Here is a 20,198-nt window from a genome sequence, read left to right on the forward strand (position 1 = left end):
TATGGAAAAACACAGTATCAAACGGAAACGTACGCCGTGGGAGCGCAGTCAGAACCGCTGGGGATGGATCTTTGTCCTTCCGACCATTGCGGGGCTGATGATTCTCAATATTATCCCGATGTTCATGTCCCTGTATCAGACGTTTTTCAAAACAGGAGATTTCGGGCGGGAAAATATCTTCATCGGGGGCAAGAATTACGAGACGCTGCTCCATGATTCCGAGGTGTGGCAGGCGGTGCTGAACACGTTCAAGTATACGGTCGTGGAGGTTCCGCTCTCGATTGCGCTGGCGCTGGTATTTGCCGTTCTTCTGAACAGGAAGATGCGCGGCCGGGGAGTGTACCGGGCGGTTTTTTCCTGCCGATGGTGGTGGCGCCCGCCGCGGTGGCCATGGTGTAGCGCTGGCTGTATAATTCGCAGTTCGGTCTGATCAATAACATGTTCCACATCAACGTGCAGTGGATATCGGATCCCCGGATCGCGTGGTTTTCCATCGGGATTATCGGCGTGTGGTCCGTCGTCGGCTACAATATGATTCTGTTTCTCGCAGGACTGCAGGATATTCCGAGGGACTACTATGAGGCGGCGCAGACGGACGGGGCGAGCGGCGTGTTCACCTTTTTCCACATCACGCTGCCGCTGCTTTCGCCGACCATCTTCTTTGTCCTTGTGACAAGAGTGATCGGAGGAATGCAGGTGTTCGACCTCATCTATATGGTCGAGGACAGGACGAGCCCTGCGCTGAAGCAGACGCAGTCCATCGTCTATCTGTTCTACCGCTATTCCTTTATCAATCAGAATAAGGGCTACGGGGCGACGATTGTGATTCTTCTTCTCGTCATCGTTTTGATTATGACGGCGGTGCAGATGTATCTTCAGAAGAAATGGGTATTCTATTCATAGGGGAAAGGGGTAAGCATGACGAACAGTATGAAGAAAAACAGGCTGCTGGTATCGCTGCTGATCCATGTCTTCCTGCTTGTATTTTCGATTGTGATGATTGTGCCGTTCGTGTGGATGGTGCTGACGTCGTTCAAGTCCATTACGGAAGCGACCTCCGTCAATCCCTTTGTGATTTTTCCGTCGGAGTGGCGGACGGCCTCGTTTTCCACGGTGTGGAAGAACATGAGCTTTCTGAGGCTGTACCGGAATACGCTGCTGCTGATCTTCTGGCGCGTCGTCTGCGCCTGCCTCACGGCGACCTTTGCGGGCTATGCGTTTGCAAGGCTCCGCTTCCGGGGAAAAAATCTGGCGTTCGGCGTGGTTCTGGTGCAGATGATGATACCGACGCAGATCTTCGTTATCCCGCAGTATCTCATGATCTCGCGCCTCGGGGCCAACAATACGATGTTCGCACTGGTGTTTCCGGGACTGGTCACGGCGTTCGGAACCTTTCTCCTCCGGCAGGCATACATGGGGCTGCCCGGAGAGCTGGAGGAGGCGGCGCGCCTCGACGGCTGCAATATTCCGCAGACCTTTATCTTTGTTATGGCGCCGCTTGCCACGATGCAGGGCCAGTATTCCACAAAATATCCGGAGCTTATGGCGGCGTCTTTGATCGCCTGCCTGCCGATGGTGGTGCTCTATCTGCTTTTCCAGAGACAGTTCATCGAGGGCATCGCCACCTCCGGAGGAAAATTATGACGCGGGATTTTTGATGTTTTCCGCACATCAACACAATGAGAGGTCAGGGACCGATATGTCGATACAATATTTTTCTGATACGCATATTTTTAAGCTGGACACGGAGCGCACAAGCTACGGGATCGGCGTGACGGAGGACGGCTACGTGGGGCATCTGTACTACGGCCCGCGGGTCCGGCGCCTTTCGGCGAGAGAGGGGCTTCGCCTCCATGAAGCGCCGCCGCCGGCTGAGCTTGGGAGGGAGAAGCTCGCGTTTCTGGCGTCGTTCCCCTTTGAGTATCCCACAGGGGGAGCGGGGGATTTCCGGGAGAGCTGTCTGGATGTCATCAGTGAACAGGGAAAGCCCGGCTGTGAGCTGTTTTACCGGGATTACCGGATCATGGACGGCAAACCGGGGCTGCCGGGACTGCCGGCAGCCTTTGGGACGGAGCGGGAGGTGCAGACGCTGGAGCTTGATCTGGAGGATCCGGTGCTGGGTCTTCTTGTGACGCTCCGCTACTCGGTCTTTGCCGCGGAGGATGTGATTGTAAGAAGCGTTCTCGTCCGGAACGGGGGAACACAGAGGCTCCGTCTCGGGCGCGTTCTCAGCGCGTCCATGGATATGGACAACCGGGGCTTTTCCGCGCTCGGCATGTTCGGCGCATGGGGACGGGAGTGCCACAAGGAGAGCATTTCGCTTCATCACGGAAGACAGGTGATCTCCTCGGAGCGCGGCGTGTCGAGCCCGCAGGCACATCCGTTCATCGGCCTGACGACGCCCGGAACCGACGAGGAAAAGGGCGAAATCTATGCCATGAATTTTATTTACTCCGGCGGCTTCCTTGCAGAGGCGGAGCTCTCGATGTTTGATCAGCTCCGCGTCGTCATGGGGATACAGCCGAGGGGCTTTCTATGGAGGCTTGCGCCGGGGGAGACATTTGCGGCCCCCGAGGCAGTGCTTACCTATTCGGCGGAGGGAACCGGGCGGATGACCCGGAATCTGCACCGCTTCTACCGGGAGCATCTGATCCGGAGCCCTTGGAAAAACCGGACGCGTCCGATTCTGATCAATCACTGGGAGGGAACGTTCTTTGATTACGACAGCAGCAGGCTCATCCGGATTGCCGCCGCGGCGCGGGAGTGCGGAGCGGAGATGTTCGTCATGGACGACGGCTGGTTCGGCGCGCGCGACAGCGACAACGCAGGGCTCGGGGACTGGTTTGTCAATGAGGAGAAGCTGGCCGGCGGGATCTGCGTGCTGGCGGAGAGCATCCGCGCTCTTGGCATGAAATTCGGCATCTGGGTGGAGCCGGAGATGGTGAATCCGGATTCGGAGCTTTTCCGGGCGCATCCCGACTGGGCGATTCAGCTGGACGGGAGAGAGCCGTCCCGCAGCAGGAATCAGCTGGTTCTCGATATCACGAGGCGCGAGGTCCGCGACGCGGTGATGGAGCCGATACTGAACGTTCTGCATGAGGCGGAGGCGGACTATGTCAAGTGGGATATGAACCGGTATCTCTCTGACCTTGGGAGCGCGGCGCTGGATGAGGAATCGCAGGGCGAGCTGCTGCACCGCTACGTGCTCGGCATGTATGAGATGCAGGAGAGGCTGCTAGCGGAATTTCCGGAGCTGCTCTTTGAGAACTGCTCCTCGGGAGGGGCGCGTTTTGATCCGGGGATGCTCTATTACAGCCCGCAGATCTGGTCCTCGGACGACACGGATGCCATCGAGCGCCTGCGGATTCAGGAGGGACTGTCCATGCTGTACCCGATGACCTGCATGGGGGCGCATGTGTCAGAGGTGCCGAACGATCAGGTCGGCCGCGTAACGCCGCTTGAGACACGGGCGAACGTCGCGATGGCGGGGAGCTTCGGTTATGAACTGGATATTACGCGGACACCGGAGGAGGAAAAGGAACTCATGCGGGCGCAGGTCGGGCGCTACCATCGCTATCATCCGCTGTATGAGAGAGGAGAGTATTATCGTCTCCGCTCATGGAGCGAGGCGGAGCCCTTTGACTGCTGGATGGTTGCTCTGCCGGACGGGTCGGAGGCGCTCATTACCTATGTTCAGGTGCTTGGAAGACCCAACGTCGGGGGAAGAAAAATTTATCCGAGAGGGCTGGATCCGGAGGCGGAATATCGGATCGCTCTGGTTTCGGGAGAGGGCGGAGAACAGAGGGAGCCGGTGCGCAGCGGAGACGAGCTGATGCGGGCAGGGCTTCTTATGCCGCCGCTTCGGGATTTTGAATCCCGGGTGCTCCATCTTGTCCGCAGCTGGGAAGACCGCATCTAGGAAGAAACGGGGCTGTGACCCGAAAGTCACAGCCCCGTATTGACTGCAGTCAAATCCACCCGGTTCATTGCCCGCGGGAATAGACGGACAGGCGATTAAAGATACAGCTCCATCGGGTAGGTGAGATAGCGGAGCTCTTCGAGCGCGTCCGCTGTCACATATCCTGCCGGCGCCCGCAGAATCGTGGGAATGCGGTTCACGATGGTCGCGCAGGTATGCTCAACCGTCGCCGGCTTGACGACATGGTACTCCACATTCGGGGTTCCCTCGATCTGCCAGTCGCACATGTCTCCGTCGTCGGGGCCGTAGACCTTGCCGATGGTTTCTTCTTCAACGGTAATGCCCTGCATTGTTTCGGCGCAGACGACTGCTGACATGCCGATGCAGCGGCCTGCCCGGATCTCCTTGCCCAGCGTTGCGCTGTACAGATTATGATCGATCACATACGGCACATGCTTCTGGGTAATCGAGGTGATGGTAAGGCCGAGCTTGCTGCAGATGCCCTCAACGGCATTCCAAGCATACGAGGGCTCAAACTCGGCCGGGTGCGCGATGTTCTCTTCAAACTCTTCCGGCGTCAGGTCGCAGCCGTGGGCCTTTGCCAGAGCAATTCCGTACTCATCCACGTTATAGCTGTAAGCGCCCTTGATCTTCTTGATGGAATGGCAGCCGGCGCAGGCCTGCGCCACCATATTGACCCAGAAGATATCCTGCATTCCGGAGCCTGTAATGGTGCAATGGTTCTCCTTTGCCAGCGCATCGAGACGATTCACCTGTCCTGCGTCCGTCGTCCACGGATACAGAGCCTCCTCGCATGTCGTGATCACGTTGATCCCGCGCGTCACACACTTCTCGACATGCGGATAGATATCCTTTACAAAGCTGAACAGTGTGACGATCGCGATATCCGCATCGCACTCGTCCAGCACCCGGTCTGCGTCGTCGGAAATCAAAACGCCGGTCTTCACCCCGAGCCCGGCAAAGTCTCCGACGTCCATGCCTACCACTTCGGGATTCACGTCAATCGCGCCGACGATCTGCGCGCCATGCTCATAGGCGTACCGAAGCGTGTACTTTGCCATCTTGCCGCAGCCATACTGAACAACTCTGATTTTTTCCATCATGATGTTTTCTCCCCTCTTTCTTTTTGGTCGGAAACGGTTCCTATAAATAATGTACAGCCTCCTCCAACAGGAGAGTCAAGCCCGTTCCGCTCCGGCAGGGATAAGCTTTCAGCTTTTCTCAAACCGAAGGGGAGCCTGCAGGCGCATGAACATCCCTCGCTGATTCTCATCAAATACATTGAACTCCGTCAGAATCTCACAGATATAGTCTCCGGCAATCACATATCCGTTCTTCTGACACCATGTATACAACTGATACGCGTATTCCTGCTCCCGTGCAAAATCGTCCGCGTAAATACATCCGTACATCCCGCTTTCCACAATATGAACGTCGCTGCGGGCCGCGCTCTGCGCATGTTCCACAAACACAAATACCCGGTCTGCGGAAAATCTCCCCATGGAAAAGAGCTCCTGCTTCACCGAAGTGCCGATATTATACGAATGGATCTGGCCGAAAGAATGCTTCAGCAATTCCTGCCGCAGGCGCGCCACATCCTTTTCAAAGCATTCCAGCCCGCCGGAATAAAAATCATTCGAGCATGGGATGCCCCAGACATACCTCTGCTCAATAAACTCGAGCGAAATCATGCCCGTCACCGGCGACTTCCGGAACCGTTCGATGCTCGTGATCGCACGCTGCACCGACTCCTGCCGCTCTTTCAGAGTCCTGCGCTGTTCATAGAGCTGTTCGTTCTTCCGGACGAGAATTTCTTCAATCAGGGCAATTTTTTTCTGCCTGAATATATCCCGGATTTCCTGCAGCGTCATGCCCAGCTCTTTCATATAAGCAATCATATCCAGACGGGCATTCTGCCCCCAGTCATAGTAGCGATACCCGGTATCGGGGTCTACATACCGCGGCTTCAGAAGACCCTTTTCATCATAGAGCCGCAGAGCAGCCACGGTGATGTGATTTATTTCTGCCATCTTTCCGATCGGAATCAGATCTGACTTCTCCATCTGCCGTCTCCTGTATGAAAACTCTCACGTATGATCAGGCTTTCTTATAAGCCTATTGTACCGCAGGAGGGGCTGCCCAGGTATTCGATTGCAACGAAAAAGGCTGCTGCACTTATATCAAAAAGTGCAACAGCCTCTTTATGGGACCAACAGGGATCGAACCTGTGACCTCCCGCACGTCAAGCGGACGCTCATCCCAGCTGAGCTATGATCCCAACAAAGGAAATTGTAAAGGATAGGTGAGGGTTTGGCAAGTCTTTTTTGAATTTTGATTTTACGGGTTGCTTTACGTGTTTGATGCCCGGAGCGTGTCCGCGAGCCGCCCGGCCCGTTTGGCGGGGCGAAACTGGCGGAATCCGCCGAAGTTTGCTATTCTGAATTTGATATCGGATCAGTCTGGTTGAGAGATGTTTCGCTCATTTTGGCAGGCGCCGTATACGCTGCGCGCTGCCGCGGGGGCATACGGCAGCTGCCGACTCGGGTGACTGCGCCGCGCGCCTCGCACAAAAATGCTTCGGAATGGGGATGCTATGAGATTTGGAAAACGAACGGAGAAGCCGGGCGCTCCGGCACGGAAAAAGAGACGGGAGGCAGGCCTTTTCTTTCGGCTGGCGCTTGTCTCCATGCTGCTTTGCGCTGCGGCGCTTACCGCCTGCGGTCGGGAAAACGCACTGGATCCACAGGAGCCTGTCACGCTGACGCTCTGGCATATTTACGGCGAGCAGGCCGATTCGCCGATGAATCGTCTGGTACAGGAATTCAATGAAACGGTGGGGCTTCAGAAAGGAATCATCATCGATGTGGCGCTGATGTCGAACTCCTCGACGATCGGGGAGCAGCTTCTTGCCGCGCAGGCAGACAAGCCGGGCTCGCAGGCGATGCCGGATCTTTTTTTCTGCTATCCCAGTACGGCGGACGCGCTGGGCAGTGATCAGCTTGTCGACTGGAATGACTGCTTTACGCCCGGGGAGCTGGAAAATTATGTGGGCTCCTTTTTGGAGGAGGGCGTGATAGACGGCAGGCTGGCGGTCTTTCCGGTGTCGAAATCGACGCGTCTCCTGTTTGTGAACGGCACGGAGTTCGGCCGCTTCTGTGAGGCGACCGGGGGGGCCTATGAGGATCTGGCTGATTGGGACGGCTTTTTTGCCACGGCGGAAAAGTACTATGACTGGTCGGGTGGAAAAGCGTTCTGTGCGTTTGACTATATCATTCAGAATGTTGATTTCTGCGCGCGTGCGAAAGACCCCGGCATCTGGAGTGAGGACGGCTGGTATGACACGGACAATGCGGTTCTCCGTGATACATGGATGCGCTTCGCCGAGGCGCTCGCAAAGGGGCATATCGTGATTTCCGAGCTGTATTCCAATACGCAGGTCATGACGGGCGATGTTCCGGCGGGAATGGGCTCCAGTGCGGCCATCCTCTATTATAATGATGTCGTGACCTATCCGGACAACACCTCGGAGCCGATTGATCTCCATGTGCTGCCGCTGCCGGAGGGAGAGGGGACAAGCCTTGCGCCGCAGACCGGAGCGGGTCTCTGTGCGCTTCGCACGACGGAGCGCAGGCAGGAAGCCGCGGCGGTGTTCGTGCGCTGGCTCACCGAGGGAGAGCGGAATCTCGTGTTCTGCGCGGAGACCGGATATATGCCGGTCAACAATGCGGCGCTTGCGTCGATGGAAGTCTATGAATTTGAGGATCCGGGCTACGCGGCGGTGTTCCGTGCATTGAAACAGGTGTGGGAGAGAGATGAGCTTCTCGCGCTTCCCTCCGATGCCGGTTATATTGAAAGGACCAATGCGGTCTATGACCGCTTGAAAGCGCTGCAGAGCGAGTTCTCTGCCCGGCTCCGGGCGGGGGAGAGCGCCGGGGAGCTGGCGGAGGAGACATGGGAGATCTTCCGGTCTTTCTCCTGAGGCCTGCTGCAGCCGGGAGAACGCAATCATGATGCTTCGCAGAACCGCACATGCAGAAAAATCAATGTACCGGAAGCTGGTCGGCTATATGATGGCGCTGGCGCTTCTGCTGCTCGCGTCCGTGGTCGCCGGTCTGTTTTTCTTCGGGCAGTTTTCCGATGCGAAAAAGAGTATTTACGAGAATCTCGATCTGCAGATGGATTTTTTTGAAAAGGATGTCGTCTCGCATTACGAGAGTCTTGCGTATATGGGCATCCTCCTCTCGGAAGATATGGCGGATGTTCTGGACCGCTACCTGAAAGAGAACGACATGCGCTTTTCCGATCTGGAAAACTCGGGCGAGCATATCTATGCCGTAGAGAAGCTCATGGTTGAGCCGCTGCGGCAGAAGCTCTTTCAGGCCGGCTGCTCCGGCGCGTTCGTCCTGCTTGATACGACGGTAAATACCTCGGTGGAGAACGCGGAGCTGTCGCGGAGCGGGCTGTATTTTCAGGTCAACGAGTACAATGCGGAGAGGCAGAATATGCTGCTCTACCGGGGAATTTCCGAGATCGGGAGAGAGTCCGGCATCATGCCGCACCGCAAATGGCGTCTGGAGTATCGGAGCGATGCGTTCCCCGGCTTTGACCGTCTTGCGAAGAGCGCGGAGCTCCCTCTGGAACGCGCCTATTATTTCACGGAGGTCTTTACGCTGCCGGGAACCTCGGAGCGGGCCATGCTGATGGAGATTCCCGTTGTTTCTGCGAACGGGACGATATACGGTCTGTGCGGCTTTGAGATCAGCGCTGCGTATTTCAGAAATATTTTTGCACAGTCCTCGAAGCTTCAGCGCCTGATCTGCCTTGCCGGAACCGGAACACCGGCCTCGGTCAGCTCGATCGATCTGCTGAGTACCGGAATCAAGGACGGATATTATTTCCCTCCGTCCGGAGTGCTCCGGCGCATCGGCGGGAGGGGAGGTCTTGCCTCTTATGCCGACGATCTGATGAAGTATGTGGGAACCGCCCGCTCGATCAGTATATCTCCGAATAATCCGAGATTTACGCTGATTGTATTGATGCCCCGGGATGATTTTGACCGCGCGATTTTCCGGAACACGCTCCAGCTTGTTCTGCTGCTGCTCCTCCTGCTGGCCTTTGCCGTATGGTGCTGCCTGCTGTTCAGCCGCCGGTATCTTTCGCCGATCATTTTGAGCCTTGAGCAGATGAAGACGGATGCCGGACATGCCAAAGCCTCGAATCTGCAGGAGATCGACAATCTGTTCGCGTTTCTTGCCGAGAAAGACAAGGCGCACGAAAAGGTTCTTCAGGATTATGAGAATGCGCAGAGGGAGATTGCGCGTCTTGCCTACTCGCGGATGAAAGAGGTGGATCCGGACAATTACGAACAGTTTCTTGCAGGTCTCGGCTCGCTGACGCCGACGGAAAAGGAGATCTTTGATCTGTATCTGGAGGGGAAAGGGACGAAAGATATCATGGAGATTGAAAATATCAAGGAGAGCACGCTGCGCTACCACAACCGCAATCTGTACAGCAAACTGGGCATCAATTCCCTGAAGCAGATGCTCCGTTACGCTGCTCTGATGAAGCACAGCGACGCCGGGGATTAAGCTGTGCCGGCTGGAGAAAACATATTCTTGATGAAATCGGTCAGCCAGTCCCTGCCGCCCCCGACGCCGGGTATCTCCTCCGGCTCGGGGGCAATATAGTCTTCCACCGGCTGATCCGCAAGAATCGCCTTGATGGTATCTGTGACCTTGTCGACATATTCGCCGCGGAGAACGGGGAGCTCGGCTGCGCCGCGGATACCCTTGCGGAGAACGCTGTTTTTGCTGACATCGATGCCGTCGGCGTCGTAGTTGACGCCCTACTCTCTGCCGGAAGCGGATGCATCGGAGGAGGCGCCGTCCATAGGATCCTCGCCGTCAAAGACCTCCGGCATCTCTCCGCCGTCCTCGATGAGGGGAAGATACCAGTCCTCATAGTAATAGGGAAGATTGTTCGGCTCGTCCTCCATGACGTCGTCCCAGCGCATGCCCCACGGGCGGAGAACAATTTCGTAATCAAAGGAACCGTCGCCGGCAGGGTCGTCATAGTGCCCCTCGATGTCGATTATGTGATCCCATTTGGAAAAATAGCATTCTGCGGCATCCACGGTCCATTCTTCGGGATTGATCGGCGCGTCAATGAAGTAGCCGCTGCCCCCGGCGATGGCCCCGTTTTCCGAGAAACCCTCCGTCACGTTGAGTGTGAGCATGGCCAGAGGAGAGGCCTTGGTATGGTTCTCATCCCATAAGACGAGAGCGCCGGAGCCGTCGGGGCCGACATCGATTCGGGCGAATGCGTCCCACCAGCTTCCGCTGGCATCCTCCCATGCGTCCTCTGCATCGCGGATGATCCACCAGCCGTACCAGTCGCCGCGCCAGAAGCTGACCGCCGTATCGCCGCCGGAAGGAGCCTCGGATTCCGTATCGTCCGAATCGGTGTCGAGGAGCTCTGCCCTGTCGGAAACAGGGGCTGCGGACTCGGCCCTTTCTACGGTGGACAGATCAATCGTGTGACTGTCCTTTTCATCTCCGATGAGGGCTTCAAAGCGCACCTCCACTGGCGTCGTAAGGTCGTTCAGCGCATAGGTGAGAATGACCTCCTTTGTCCTTCCGGGATCGATGTCGAGAGAGTTGTCCTCGCCCAGAATATCGTAGGAATCCTCACTGACAAAGAGCGGGGCGTACTCCAGCTCCTCTCCGTTCTGGAACACACTGTAAAACATGGACCACTCGAAGCTTGCCGCCTCTTTGCTGTTGTTGGTGTACTGATAGTAGATCGCGATGGCATCGTTCCCGTCGGAATCCGTCATGATCCGGCTCCCTGTGTACAGAGCCTCATGCTTGCCGACGGTGATGAGATTCGGGTCCTCCGGCTCTTTTTTGCCGCCGCAGCCGGTGAAGAGCCCGGAGAGGATAATCATCAGACTAAGAAGCAGGGCAAGTCTGTGGAAATGGTGAAAGCGGCGTTTTTTTTCGCGCTTTCCTGATACGATGAAACGCTCCTCCGCGGGAGTGTTTTGTGTTTGTCTGTTCATAAAGTAAGCTCCTCCTTGGCGTATTATGGCAGACGTTTCATGCTCCGTAGGTGGACCGATATCCGGATATGGAATGGGGCCGTCTGTGAATTTATCTTAGACATCAGAGAAAGGTTCCGCCCCGTCAGAAACGGAAAATTGAGGGCGGCCGTAAATTTTTTTTGCTTTTCCCATCAAATCAGGAGAAACAGATGGGATTTTCGCGGGTAAAATGAAACGGCGGATGCTATACTACTATTTGTTACGGAAGCGACTTTCGCAGGCGTTTCCGGCGTGGAGGAAAAAATGATGCAGAGCGTACGGGCAGGAGAGACAGAGTCAGAGGAGAGCCGGGCAAGGCTGGCCACCGTATTTCAGATCGCGTGGCCGGCGGTTCTTGAATCCTTTTTTCTGAGTCTTGCCGGAATGATCGATACGCTGATGGTGTCGTCGATCGGTTCTGATGCGGTGGCGGCGGTCGGGCTGACCACGCAGCCGAAATTTCTGGGTCTTGCCTGTTTTTTTGCGATGAATACAGCTGTAGCGGCACTGGTCGCGCATCGCAGGGGAGAGGGCAACCGGCAGGGGGCGAATGAAACGCTCGCTGCGGCGATGCTGCTCACGGCGGCTCTCGCGGCTCTGATCACCATCCTGTTTGTGAGCGGCGCGTCGGCCATCATGCGCTTCTGCGGCTCCAATGCGGACACGCATGATGGCGCGGTGACATATTTCCGCATCATCATGGGCGGAACGGTTCTGAATGTATTCGGCATGGTCATCAATGCGGCGCAGCGCGGTTCGGGGAATACTCGCGTCGCGATGGTCTCGAACGTGGTCTCCTCGCTCGCGAATATTTTCGGGAACTGGGTTCTCATCGGCGGTCATCTGGGCTTCCCCGCACTCGGGATTACGGGCGCTGCTCTCGCCACGGTGGGAGGAACGGTATTTTCGCTCATGATCAGCGTGCATTCGCTGTTCCGGAAAGATTCATTCCTGAGCTTTCCGTTCATTCTGGCCAACCAGTGCTGGCGCCGCTTTTCCGTGATCCGTTCCATCCTGCATCTGTCGGTCAGTACCTTTGCGGAGCAGGTTCTGATGCGCATCGGCTTTATGTCGACGGCCATCATGGCGGCGGATATGGGGACGGAGGCGCTGGCCGCGCATCAGGTCGGCATGAACTGTCTCGGACTTTCATTCAGCTTCGGGGACGGGCTCCAGCAGGCCGCGGTCTCCCTGATCGGGCAGAGTCTCGGGGAGGGCTCCCGGACGAAAGCAAAACGCTACGGCTGGCTCTGCGAGGGCATCGCGCTGTGCCTTGCGGCGATGATGTTTCTTGTCTACGGGTTCGGCGGCCGGTCGATCTTCGGGCTGTTTTTCGAGGAGGCGAGCATTGTGGAGATGGGGGTCGGGATCTCGCGGATCATCATGGTCACGGTGCTGTTCCAGATCTGTCAGGTGGTCTTTACGGGGTGCCTGAGGGGTGCGGGCGATGTGGTGTACACCATGCTCACCTCCATGATTTCCGTCACCTTTATCCGGACGCTGGTTTCCTATGTGTGCTGCTATATTTTAGGCTGGGGAATTTACGGGATCTGGATCGGCATTCTGGCGGATCAGTTCTGCCGTCTGAACATGTCCGGCTGGCATTTCAAGAGAGGAAAGTGGATGGAGATCCGCATCTGAGCCCGGCGGACGGTTCCGCGGCGTGAGAGGCGGGGCGGAGGGCCGGCCCGGGGGCACAATGCGGCGGCAGGAGAATGCGTATGGAAAACGATCGTATTACGGAAAGCAGTCATAATATGGAAAACAGTCATATCATGGATAATCAGCTTAATAATCAGTTTAATATCGAACAGTCGGTTCGGCTCCAGCAGGCGCTTTCGCTGATGCTGATTCCGGTCGTCGCCATGCTCGTGCTGTCGCTTGGCCTGTGTTCCGGCGGTGTGATACCGGCCTTTGTGTTCTGGATTCTTGCGGGAATTGCCTTTGCGACGGCGCTGGCTGGAATTATTCTGGCGGCCTGCGAGCAGCTCGGCGGCGTGAACTGCCTGACTGCCGCACTGATTCTGCAGATCATCTGCGCGGGGCTGATGGTCGTCCAGATGATTGTCGGAACGATTGCGTTTGCGCTTCGGTAAAAAGGGAAGAGCGTATGAGTATACTTACGGTTGAACATCTCTCTCACGGCTTCGGGGACCGCGCCATCTTCGAGGACGTTTCGTTCCGCCTGCTTGCGGGGGAGCATATCGGGCTTGTCGGGGCGAACGGCGAGGGCAAGTCGACCTTTATGAACATCATCACCGGGAAGCTCCAGCCGGATGAGGGAAGGATTGAGTGGGCGAAAAACGTGCGCGCGAGCTACCTTGACCAGCATGCAGTCCTCGAAAAGGGCATGACCGTCGGCAGCGTGCTGCGGAGCGCCTTTGATCCGCTGCTCGCGATGGAGACGCGGATGAATGAGCTCTGCGAGCAGATGGGAGAGGCGGAGAAGGCGCAGCTCGAAGCCTGTATGGAGGAGCTCGGCACCATACAGGATCTTCTTGCGGCGCACGATTTCTATATGATCGACGCGAAGGTCGAGGAGGTGGCGCGTGCGCTGGGGCTCATGGACCTCGGGCTTTCACGCGATGTCACGGAGCTCTCGGGCGGGCAGCGCACGCGCGTTCTTCTGGGAAAGCTCTTTCTCGAGAAGCCGGATATTCTTCTTCTCGACGAGCCGACAAACTATCTGGATGAGGAGCACATTGCGTGGCTCCGCCGCTATCTTCAGGAATACGAGAATGCCTTTATCCTGATTTCGCATGATATTCCGTTTCTGAACAGCGTGATCAATCTGATCTATCACATGGAGGATCGGAAGCTCACGCGCTATGTCGGAGACTATACGAAATTTCAGGAGGTCCATGCCATGCAGAAGGCGCAGCGCAGGGCCGCCTATGAGAGACAGCAGCAGGAAATCTCGGAACTCCGGGATTTTGTGGCGCGCAACAAGGCGAGGGTCGCGACCCGGAATATGGCCATGTCGAGGCAGAAAAAGCTCGACAATATGGAGCGGATCGAGCTGACGGCCGCGCGTCCGAAGCCGGAATTTTCGTTCAGAACAGCCCGTACGCCGGGGAAATTTCTTTTTCTTACGAGAGAGCTGGTGATCGGCTACGACGAGCCGCTCTCCGCGCCGCTTGACCTCTCGATGGAGCGGGGGAGCCGGATCGTCATGACGGGGGCCAACGGCATCGGGAAAACGACGCTCTTAAAGAGTCTTCTGGGGCTTTTGCAGCCTCTTTCCGGGAACGTAGAGCAGGGAGAATTTCTGGAGATCGGCTATTTCGAGCAGGAGACTCCGCCCGATATCGAGACGACCTGCATGGAGGAAATATGGAAAGAATTTCCCTCGTTCACCCAGTATGAGGTGCGCTCCGCCCTCGCGAGGTGCGGGCTTACGACGAAGCACATCGAGAGCCGCGTCCGGGTGCTTTCCGGGGGAGAGCAGGCGAAGGTGCGGCTCTGCAGGCTCATGAACCGGGCGTCGAACCTCCTCGTTCTGGACGAGCCGACGAATCATCTCGACCCGGAGGCGAAAGAGGAACTGAAGCGGGCGCTGCAGGAGTACAAGGGCTCGATTCTTATGGTCTGCCATGAGCCGGAATTTTATCAGGCTGTTGCAACGGAGGTATGGGACTGCACGAAGTGGACGACAAAGCTGGTGTGAGAAAATTTACGGGATGGCGGATCTGTTTTCAGCGCGTGCGGAAAGTCGCTGTTTTCTTTTCTTCACAATATGATTTCAATTGCGGCGGTGAGAATACCGGGCGCGTATCTGGCGTCGGTTTTCTTCCCTGAGACGCTGTATCCGATGAGACTTGCGGCGCCGATGGGGTCGCTTCTCTCGGCGCTGATCTGCACGGCGCTGTTTCTGTGGCCCCGGCGATCAGCTGTACGAGATGCGAGCCAGTGAGTACAGCACGTACTCGAGATTCTGCCAGAGGCACCAGATGAAATTGACGGTCATCGGGACATAGATGTTCCGGGTCCGGATATAGGCGACGACCAGCGGGAGCTGGATGAGGCAGACCTCGAGGATGCCGAGCGGGCTGTGCACCTGAAGCACCGCGCAGAGCAGCATGCCGCAGACCGCGTCAAAGATCATGAAATTCCGCTCCTTTGCACAGAGCCGTATCATGGCGCCCCGGAAGTACAGTTCCTGCGCGACGGGGGCGAGCAGAATGCAGACCAGAGTGTAGAGGAGCATGCCTCGGACGTCGTTTTCGGTCCAGATGGCGGTCACACCCTCGCTGGCGATGCCGTCGAGCAGGCGGGAGAGAAGAAGCTTTGCGCCGTATGCGAGCACAAGCCCCCCCGTGGCCGCGCCGACAGGAACCCAGAAGCCGCGGACGTCGGCGAGACTCTTTTTCAGCAGCCGGAAGTCAAGCAGGCGGCGGAAATAAAGAATGACAAAGAGATAGAATACGAGCATGGCAAAAAGCGTATGCTTCGGTTCGATATAATAGATGACAAGCAGTGCCGTTTCGGCAAGAAACGGCGGAAGCAGATAAAGCAGTGACATTTCTGATATCCTGTATGTATTCTGTTCAGCAGGTTTTCTATTCAACGCTCCCATTATACACGATGTATCCGGACTGGGAAGACTGATTTTGCACAGCGCGGCTCCATTCCTCTCTGGGGATGGCAATGACGCTTTTTTTGCCGTAAAATTCCGCGGTCACAAAATTGGTGAAGCGATGCGGATCATCGGTCACTGGCATGTGCATGAGCGGGCCCTGCCGGTCGTTGATCTGCGGAAGAACGATATCCTTTGCGGCGCTGCCTGTGAGCAGGGCATGCTGCTCCTGCATCTGGTTGTAGTAGTCGGCCGCCTCACCGCTTGCGATATAGGAGCATACATTATAGAGCGTGGTGCTTTTCAGCGTGCGCCGGAGACTGAAAAAGAGGAGCAGCAAAACGGCGCAGGAGGAGAGCCAGACGGCCCGGCGGCCGATCAGGCGGCCTCCCCGGGTCACGGCCCATTCGCCCCAGTACAGAACGGCGGCGCCAATCCCAAGCATCAGAATATAAAAATAGGTGTCATACACGCCGTTTGAAACATCCACCGCGGAGTAGATCTCCGGGGCAAAGGACGCCGCGTAGATGAGATACAGCAGCGCGGTGAAGAGGAGCGGGCGCATCCGGCGGGCGGGCAGAGCGGGAGCCGGCAGGGCGGCGTTCTCCCGACATTGCAGGTGAAGCAGCGTAAGGCCGGTTCCAAGCAGCAGAAGAAACGCGCCGGGCCTCCCGCGCAGATGCCCCGCGAGATTGGCGGCGGAGTGCGGAAAGCAGGCCAGAACCGTCATGGCGGCATCGGAAGCATGAAAGCCGAAGTGCTCGCCGCCCCGGATGAGATTTCCGGGCGCGCGCATGCTGATGATAAGCCCCGTCAGTTCCGCGGCAAGCGGGACAAGGAGCGGGAGCCGGGCGCGGAACGCGGGGAGACGGCGGCCTTTTTCCGTGCGGAACACGAGCCGCCAGAAAAAGAGAACGGCAATGATGAGCGGCGTAAGGAGCGCCGACTGGTAGCTGCAGCCGCCAAGGCAGGTCTGGGCGAGGAGCAGAGCAATGAGATCGCGGGCGTTCCGGCGGTCCATGAAGCGGTCTGCGGCCGTGACGGCGCACAGGCCGAGCGAGAACGGCAGCATGTAATGGATCGCTCCGGTCCACCAGTAGACGGAATACTTCGGATTGGGCGTGAACTGCACGAGAACGAAAAACAGCGCACAGAAGCAGGTGAGCTGAAAGCTCCTGCTCTTTCCCATGCGTCCGCAGAGAAAATGATGCGTGAAAAAAAGAAGCGCGGCCGCCTGCATGGCGAGAACGATCCACGGGACGAGCCGATAACTGTTGAATGCAAAGGTCTCGGGGTGAAGCTGAAACCAGAACACGGTAAACCATGTGCCCTGCCAGCTCCGGTATACCTGTGCTGTCCTGATAAAAGCGGTATGGAGCACGGCCGGGAGAGAATGTGTCCGGAGCCATGATAAATGCGCCTGTGCGGCGTAGCCGAGATCATCGCCGCTGGCAAAGTCGGCGGGGGACAGGGCAAGGAGCGGCAGGAGAGAGAGGACAAGGACGGAGCAGGCTCCGAGAAGAAGAAACTGTTTTGATGCCGCTGCCTTTTTCATGGTCGGGATCCTCGCGCTGTCCGCTGTGCGGAATTGCCGTTTAATGTTTTCATTCTAGTCTATTTTGCCCGCTGCTTCCAGCCTGTCTGTTTTTGGCAGGCTTATCGCCCGTTCCGGCAGCTTTGCTGTCCGTTTCGGCAGGCCCGCGGTACGTTTCGGCAAGGGCGCGGCCGGCACAGGCTGTTCTGCGCTGTGGGCGCGGCCGGGAGAGGATTATGCTACAATAAAAATTACGTCAGACATAAGAATATTTTTTGAAACCGGAGGAGCGGAGGAAAGAATGAGCTACAATTTTTTTGCAACGGTTTCCCGGATGAAGTATATCCAGCGCTGGGCGCTGATGCGCAGCTCCCGGGAGGAGAACGTGAGCGAGCATTCGCTGGAAACGGCGATGATCGCGCATGCGCTGTGCGTCATCGGAAACGTGCGCTACGGAAAAACACTGGATGAGCGGAAAGCCGCGCTGATCGGCCTTTATCATGACGCCTCGGAGATCATCACCGGAGACATGCCGACGCCGGTCAAGTATTACAGCGAGGAGATCCGGGACGCCTACCGCCGCGTCGAGACGGTCGCGCAGGAGCGTCTTCTCTCACAGCTCCCGGAGGACCTGCGCCCCGCGTATGAGACGGTATTCCTCGGCGGGGAAGACGGGGAGGAGAAATATCTGCGCCGGCTGGTCAAGGCGGCGGACAAGCTGTCCGCGCTCATCAAGTGCATCGAGGAGGAGCGCTCGGGCAACACGGAGTTTTCCACGGCGAGGAGCAGCATTGAGCGGGGCCTCGCCGGGATGCTGGAGGAGCTGCCGGAGATCCGGGATTTTATGGAGGAATTTCTTCCGCCCTACGGCCGCACGCTGGATGAGCTGTCGGAGACGGAGAAAAAGTAAATCCACATGGGGCTGCGGATTACTCAGGTCCTGTCCGCGGGGAGAATGATCTGCAGCACCTTTTTTTCGTTATAGCGCGACAGAACCACAGCTCCGAAAAGACAGATCGCCATGGCGGTGACGGCGGCGATGCGGTAGCCGAGTCCCGTCTCCGGACGGATGGACGCGAACGAAGTGAAGAGGAGCATGGAGACGCTCTGCCCCATCTTGAACGCAAAGGTACGGGCGGCAAAGAACATGCCCTCCCGGTTTTCCCCCGTCACGATGGCGTCCGCCTGCGCGATATCCGCCACAATGGCCTGCGGCAGAATGCCCAGAATGGCCATCGGGAAAGCGGCGAGAAGTATGATGGCTAGGCCCCATGCGTTGCCGAAGACGGCGCCGATCACGCCGGGGACGCTGCCGCGCACGCCAAGAAGTCCGGAGAGCGCGGTGATGACATAGACGACGGCCAGACCGCAGAAGCCGAGGAGCACCAGCCTTTTCTTCTGCAGCCGGCGCGCCAGCGCGTTGACCAGAGGATAGCAGGCAAAGGAGAGGAGCGTCATCAGGATATACAGCGTCGTGTTGTAGGTTTCCGCGAGCCCCATAAGACTTGTGATGAAGAACGGGAGACCGGTCTGAAAAATCGTCAGCGCGATGAAATACAGGACGTCAGAGCCGACAAAGACGCGAAAATCCCGGTTTCGGAACGTTTTTGCTAGGGAGGCGAACGCGTTGTCGTTCGTGGGAACGGCGGTCACGTAGTCTTTCTCACGGATGGTGAACGTCGGCACGAGGAGAGCGACCAGACCGACCGCGGACAGGATCGCAAAGGTGAGCCGGATGGCCGTGACGCGGCCGAACGAGGGCGCGAGCGCGTTCCAGATATACGGCGCGGCATAGCCCACGGCGGAGCCGAAGAGGAAGGTGCAGGAAATATAGGTGGAAATGCTGATGCGGCTGTCCTGCGTCGTCCCCAGCTCGGAGATGAGCGCGTTGTAGGGCGTGCAGTAGGTCGTCATGAAGAGGTAGAACAGGAGAAGCGCGGCAAGAAGCCACACGCCGCTTAGAGCGGACTGTCCGGCAAAGGGCGTCCAGTACACGAGCACCGTGATCATGGCAAAGAAAGGGGCAATTCTCTGCATGAACGGGATGTGGCGGCCGCGGGGGTTTTTTGAGCGGTCGGAGAGGTTTGCGATCAGGGGATCCGTGACGGCGTCAAAGATACGGCCCAGCGCCGCGATGCCGCCGATGATGGTGGCGACGCCGAATATGACCCGTCCCTGCGGGATAAAGAGCGTCTGCCCCGCGGCGATGGCGGTCTGATCCGGCGCGTAGAAATAGACCAGCCAGTTGGTGATCAGGGCGGACAGCAGGGACCAGCCGAACTGTCCGATTGCGAAGCACCACATTTTTCCCTTTGTCAGTGTTTTCATGAATGAAATCCTTTCTTTCAGAAACAGCGCCGGATCACGGCTTTGCCGCGATGCCGTCCACGAGAATATCCACGACCTGCTGCAATCCCTCGCTGTAAGAAAGCTGCTCCCGGATCAGAATATCGCGCTGGAAGAACTGTTCGACGGCGGCCTCGTACATCGCCTTGAACAGCGGAATCGAAACGGGGCGGATGACGCCCTCCTCCATGCCCTTTTGGAGCAGCTCGATGGTCGGCTCCCAGTCGTTGCTGAGACGCTTCTCGACATGGCGGAAAATTTCCGGATATCTGTCCCGAAGAACGTAGAGCTGCCGGAGATCGATTTCCCGATAGCGGCCCGGAAGAACGGCGAGCAGAGCCCGGAGACGCTCGAGAGTGGAAAGACCGGGGCGTTCCAGAACCTCGCGCTCCGCCTCCTTTACCTGATTGAAGCAATAGTCGGCGACAGAATAGAAGAGCTCCTCCTTGCTCCGGAAAAACGTGTAGATCGTCTTCTTGCTGATGGAGAGCTCGGAGGCGATGTCGTCCATCGTGAATTTCAGGCTTTTTTTGTTGAAGATCCGGATCGTGGCTTCAAGGATCCGGGTCCGGGTTTCTTTTTTTGAAGCGCTCATATCTTCTCCTCTGCCGCGCTTTTGCGGCACTCGCGGGAGCATTTCGCGCAGGCGAATTCTCCTCTGCGATCAGGGCCGGAGACGTACGACAGTGATGAAGGTGCCGTCCGGGTGCTGCCGGCTTGC

The 20,198-nt window shown here is 57.4% G+C and carries 15 protein-coding genes, 1 tRNA gene and 1 pseudogene; 9 read left to right on the plus strand and 8 right to left on the minus strand.

Annotation, left to right across the window (positions count from 1 at the left end; all coding sequences use genetic code 11):
* Position 1: 1 nt before the first annotated feature.
* The 3 genes and pseudogenes from E0E20_RS14620 to E0E20_RS10385 all read left to right on the plus strand — a co-directional run bounded on the left by E0E20_RS14620 (position 2) and on the right by E0E20_RS10385 (position 3,919).
* A pseudogene (locus E0E20_RS14620) lies at positions 2-903 on the plus strand (carbohydrate ABC transporter permease).
* A gap of 15 nt (positions 904-918) precedes the next feature.
* The gene (locus E0E20_RS10380; RefSeq protein WP_242622757.1) at positions 919-1,644 is read left to right on the plus strand and encodes a carbohydrate ABC transporter permease; all 726 of its coding nucleotides are present in this window, start codon (positions 919-921) and stop codon (positions 1,642-1,644) included.
* Positions 1,645-1,699: 55 nt separating this feature from the next.
* Positions 1,700-3,919 (plus strand): alpha-galactosidase, encoded by a 2,220-nt coding sequence (locus tag E0E20_RS10385; protein ID WP_130838137.1) that lies wholly within the window; start codon positions 1,700-1,702, stop codon positions 3,917-3,919.
* Positions 3,920-4,014: 95 nt separating this feature from the next.
* On the opposite strand, the gene E0E20_RS10390 is transcribed toward E0E20_RS10385, so the two are convergent.
* The 3 genes from E0E20_RS10390 to E0E20_RS10400 all read right to left on the minus strand — a co-directional run bounded on the left by E0E20_RS10390 (position 4,015) and on the right by E0E20_RS10400 (position 6,218).
* Positions 4,015-5,040 (minus strand): NAD(P)H-dependent amine dehydrogenase family protein, encoded by a 1,026-nt coding sequence (locus E0E20_RS10390; RefSeq protein ID WP_442911483.1) that lies wholly within the window; start codon positions 5,038-5,040, stop codon positions 4,015-4,017.
* 111 nt (positions 5,041-5,151) lie between these two features.
* The gene (locus E0E20_RS10395) at positions 5,152-6,003 is read right to left on the minus strand and encodes a MerR family transcriptional regulator (protein WP_130838139.1); all 852 of its coding nucleotides are present in this window, start codon (positions 6,001-6,003) and stop codon (positions 5,152-5,154) included.
* Between the two features lie 141 nt (positions 6,004-6,144).
* Positions 6,145-6,218 (minus strand) — tRNA-Val (locus E0E20_RS10400).
* A 315-nt stretch (positions 6,219-6,533) separates the two neighbouring features.
* On the opposite strand from E0E20_RS10400, the gene E0E20_RS10405 reads away from it, so the two are divergent.
* Positions 6,534-7,919, plus strand: a complete 1,386-nt coding sequence (locus tag E0E20_RS10405; RefSeq protein WP_165444071.1) for an extracellular solute-binding protein — start codon at positions 6,534-6,536, stop codon at positions 7,917-7,919.
* Positions 7,920-7,947: 28 nt separating this feature from the next.
* Positions 7,948-9,528 (plus strand): helix-turn-helix domain-containing protein, encoded by a 1,581-nt coding sequence (locus tag E0E20_RS10410; protein WP_130838141.1) that lies wholly within the window; start codon positions 7,948-7,950, stop codon positions 9,526-9,528.
* Between the two features lie 257 nt (positions 9,529-9,785).
* Here the strand turns inward: E0E20_RS10410 and E0E20_RS10415 are convergent, their stop codons facing one another.
* Positions 9,786-11,000 (minus strand): DUF5067 domain-containing protein, encoded by a 1,215-nt coding sequence (locus E0E20_RS10415; protein WP_130838142.1) that lies wholly within the window; start codon positions 10,998-11,000, stop codon positions 9,786-9,788.
* 285 nt (positions 11,001-11,285) lie between these two features.
* On the opposite strand from E0E20_RS10415, the gene E0E20_RS10420 reads away from it, so the two are divergent.
* From E0E20_RS10420 to E0E20_RS10430, 3 genes are all read left to right on the plus strand, one after another.
* Positions 11,286-12,662 (plus strand): MATE family efflux transporter, encoded by a 1,377-nt coding sequence (locus E0E20_RS10420; RefSeq protein ID WP_242622758.1) that lies wholly within the window; start codon positions 11,286-11,288, stop codon positions 12,660-12,662.
* Positions 12,663-12,742: 80 nt separating this feature from the next.
* The gene (locus E0E20_RS10425) at positions 12,743-13,117 is read left to right on the plus strand and encodes a hypothetical protein (RefSeq protein ID WP_130838143.1); all 375 of its coding nucleotides are present in this window, start codon (positions 12,743-12,745) and stop codon (positions 13,115-13,117) included.
* 14 nt (positions 13,118-13,131) lie between these two features.
* Positions 13,132-14,688 (plus strand): ABC-F family ATP-binding cassette domain-containing protein, encoded by a 1,557-nt coding sequence (locus E0E20_RS10430; protein WP_130838144.1) that lies wholly within the window; start codon positions 13,132-13,134, stop codon positions 14,686-14,688.
* A gap of 219 nt (positions 14,689-14,907) precedes the next feature.
* On the opposite strand, the gene E0E20_RS10435 is transcribed toward E0E20_RS10430, so the two are convergent.
* Positions 14,908-15,543 carry a CPBP family intramembrane glutamic endopeptidase gene (locus tag E0E20_RS10435; protein WP_165444072.1) on the minus strand — a complete coding sequence of 212 codons (636 nt, stop codon included), beginning with the start codon at positions 15,541-15,543 and terminating at the stop codon, positions 14,908-14,910.
* 37 nt (positions 15,544-15,580) lie between these two features.
* The gene (locus E0E20_RS10440) at positions 15,581-17,152 is read right to left on the minus strand and encodes a DUF6056 family protein (protein WP_130838146.1); all 1,572 of its coding nucleotides are present in this window, start codon (positions 17,150-17,152) and stop codon (positions 15,581-15,583) included.
* Between the two features lie 280 nt (positions 17,153-17,432).
* Between E0E20_RS10440 and yfbR the strand changes: the two genes are divergently transcribed.
* Complete coding sequence (gene yfbR / locus E0E20_RS10445; RefSeq protein WP_130838147.1) at positions 17,433-18,041, plus strand: 5'-deoxynucleotidase; 609 nt, start codon at positions 17,433-17,435, stop codon at positions 18,039-18,041.
* A gap of 23 nt (positions 18,042-18,064) precedes the next feature.
* Here yfbR and E0E20_RS10450 read toward each other — a convergent pair whose 3' ends face one another.
* Together E0E20_RS10450 and E0E20_RS10455 are read right to left on the minus strand one after the other, a co-directional pair.
* The gene (locus E0E20_RS10450) at positions 18,065-19,459 is read right to left on the minus strand and encodes an MFS transporter (protein WP_130838148.1); all 1,395 of its coding nucleotides are present in this window, start codon (positions 19,457-19,459) and stop codon (positions 18,065-18,067) included.
* A 34-nt stretch (positions 19,460-19,493) separates the two neighbouring features.
* A complete protein-coding gene (locus E0E20_RS10455) occupies positions 19,494-20,072 on the minus strand; it encodes a TetR/AcrR family transcriptional regulator (RefSeq protein ID WP_130838149.1) in 579 nt (192 codons plus the stop codon).
* Between the last annotated feature and the right edge of the window lie 126 nt (positions 20,073-20,198).

This window comes from Lachnoclostridium sp. Marseille-P6806 (assembly GCF_900625025.1).
Classification (GTDB): Bacteria; Bacillota; Clostridia; order Lachnospirales; family Lachnospiraceae; genus CAG-791.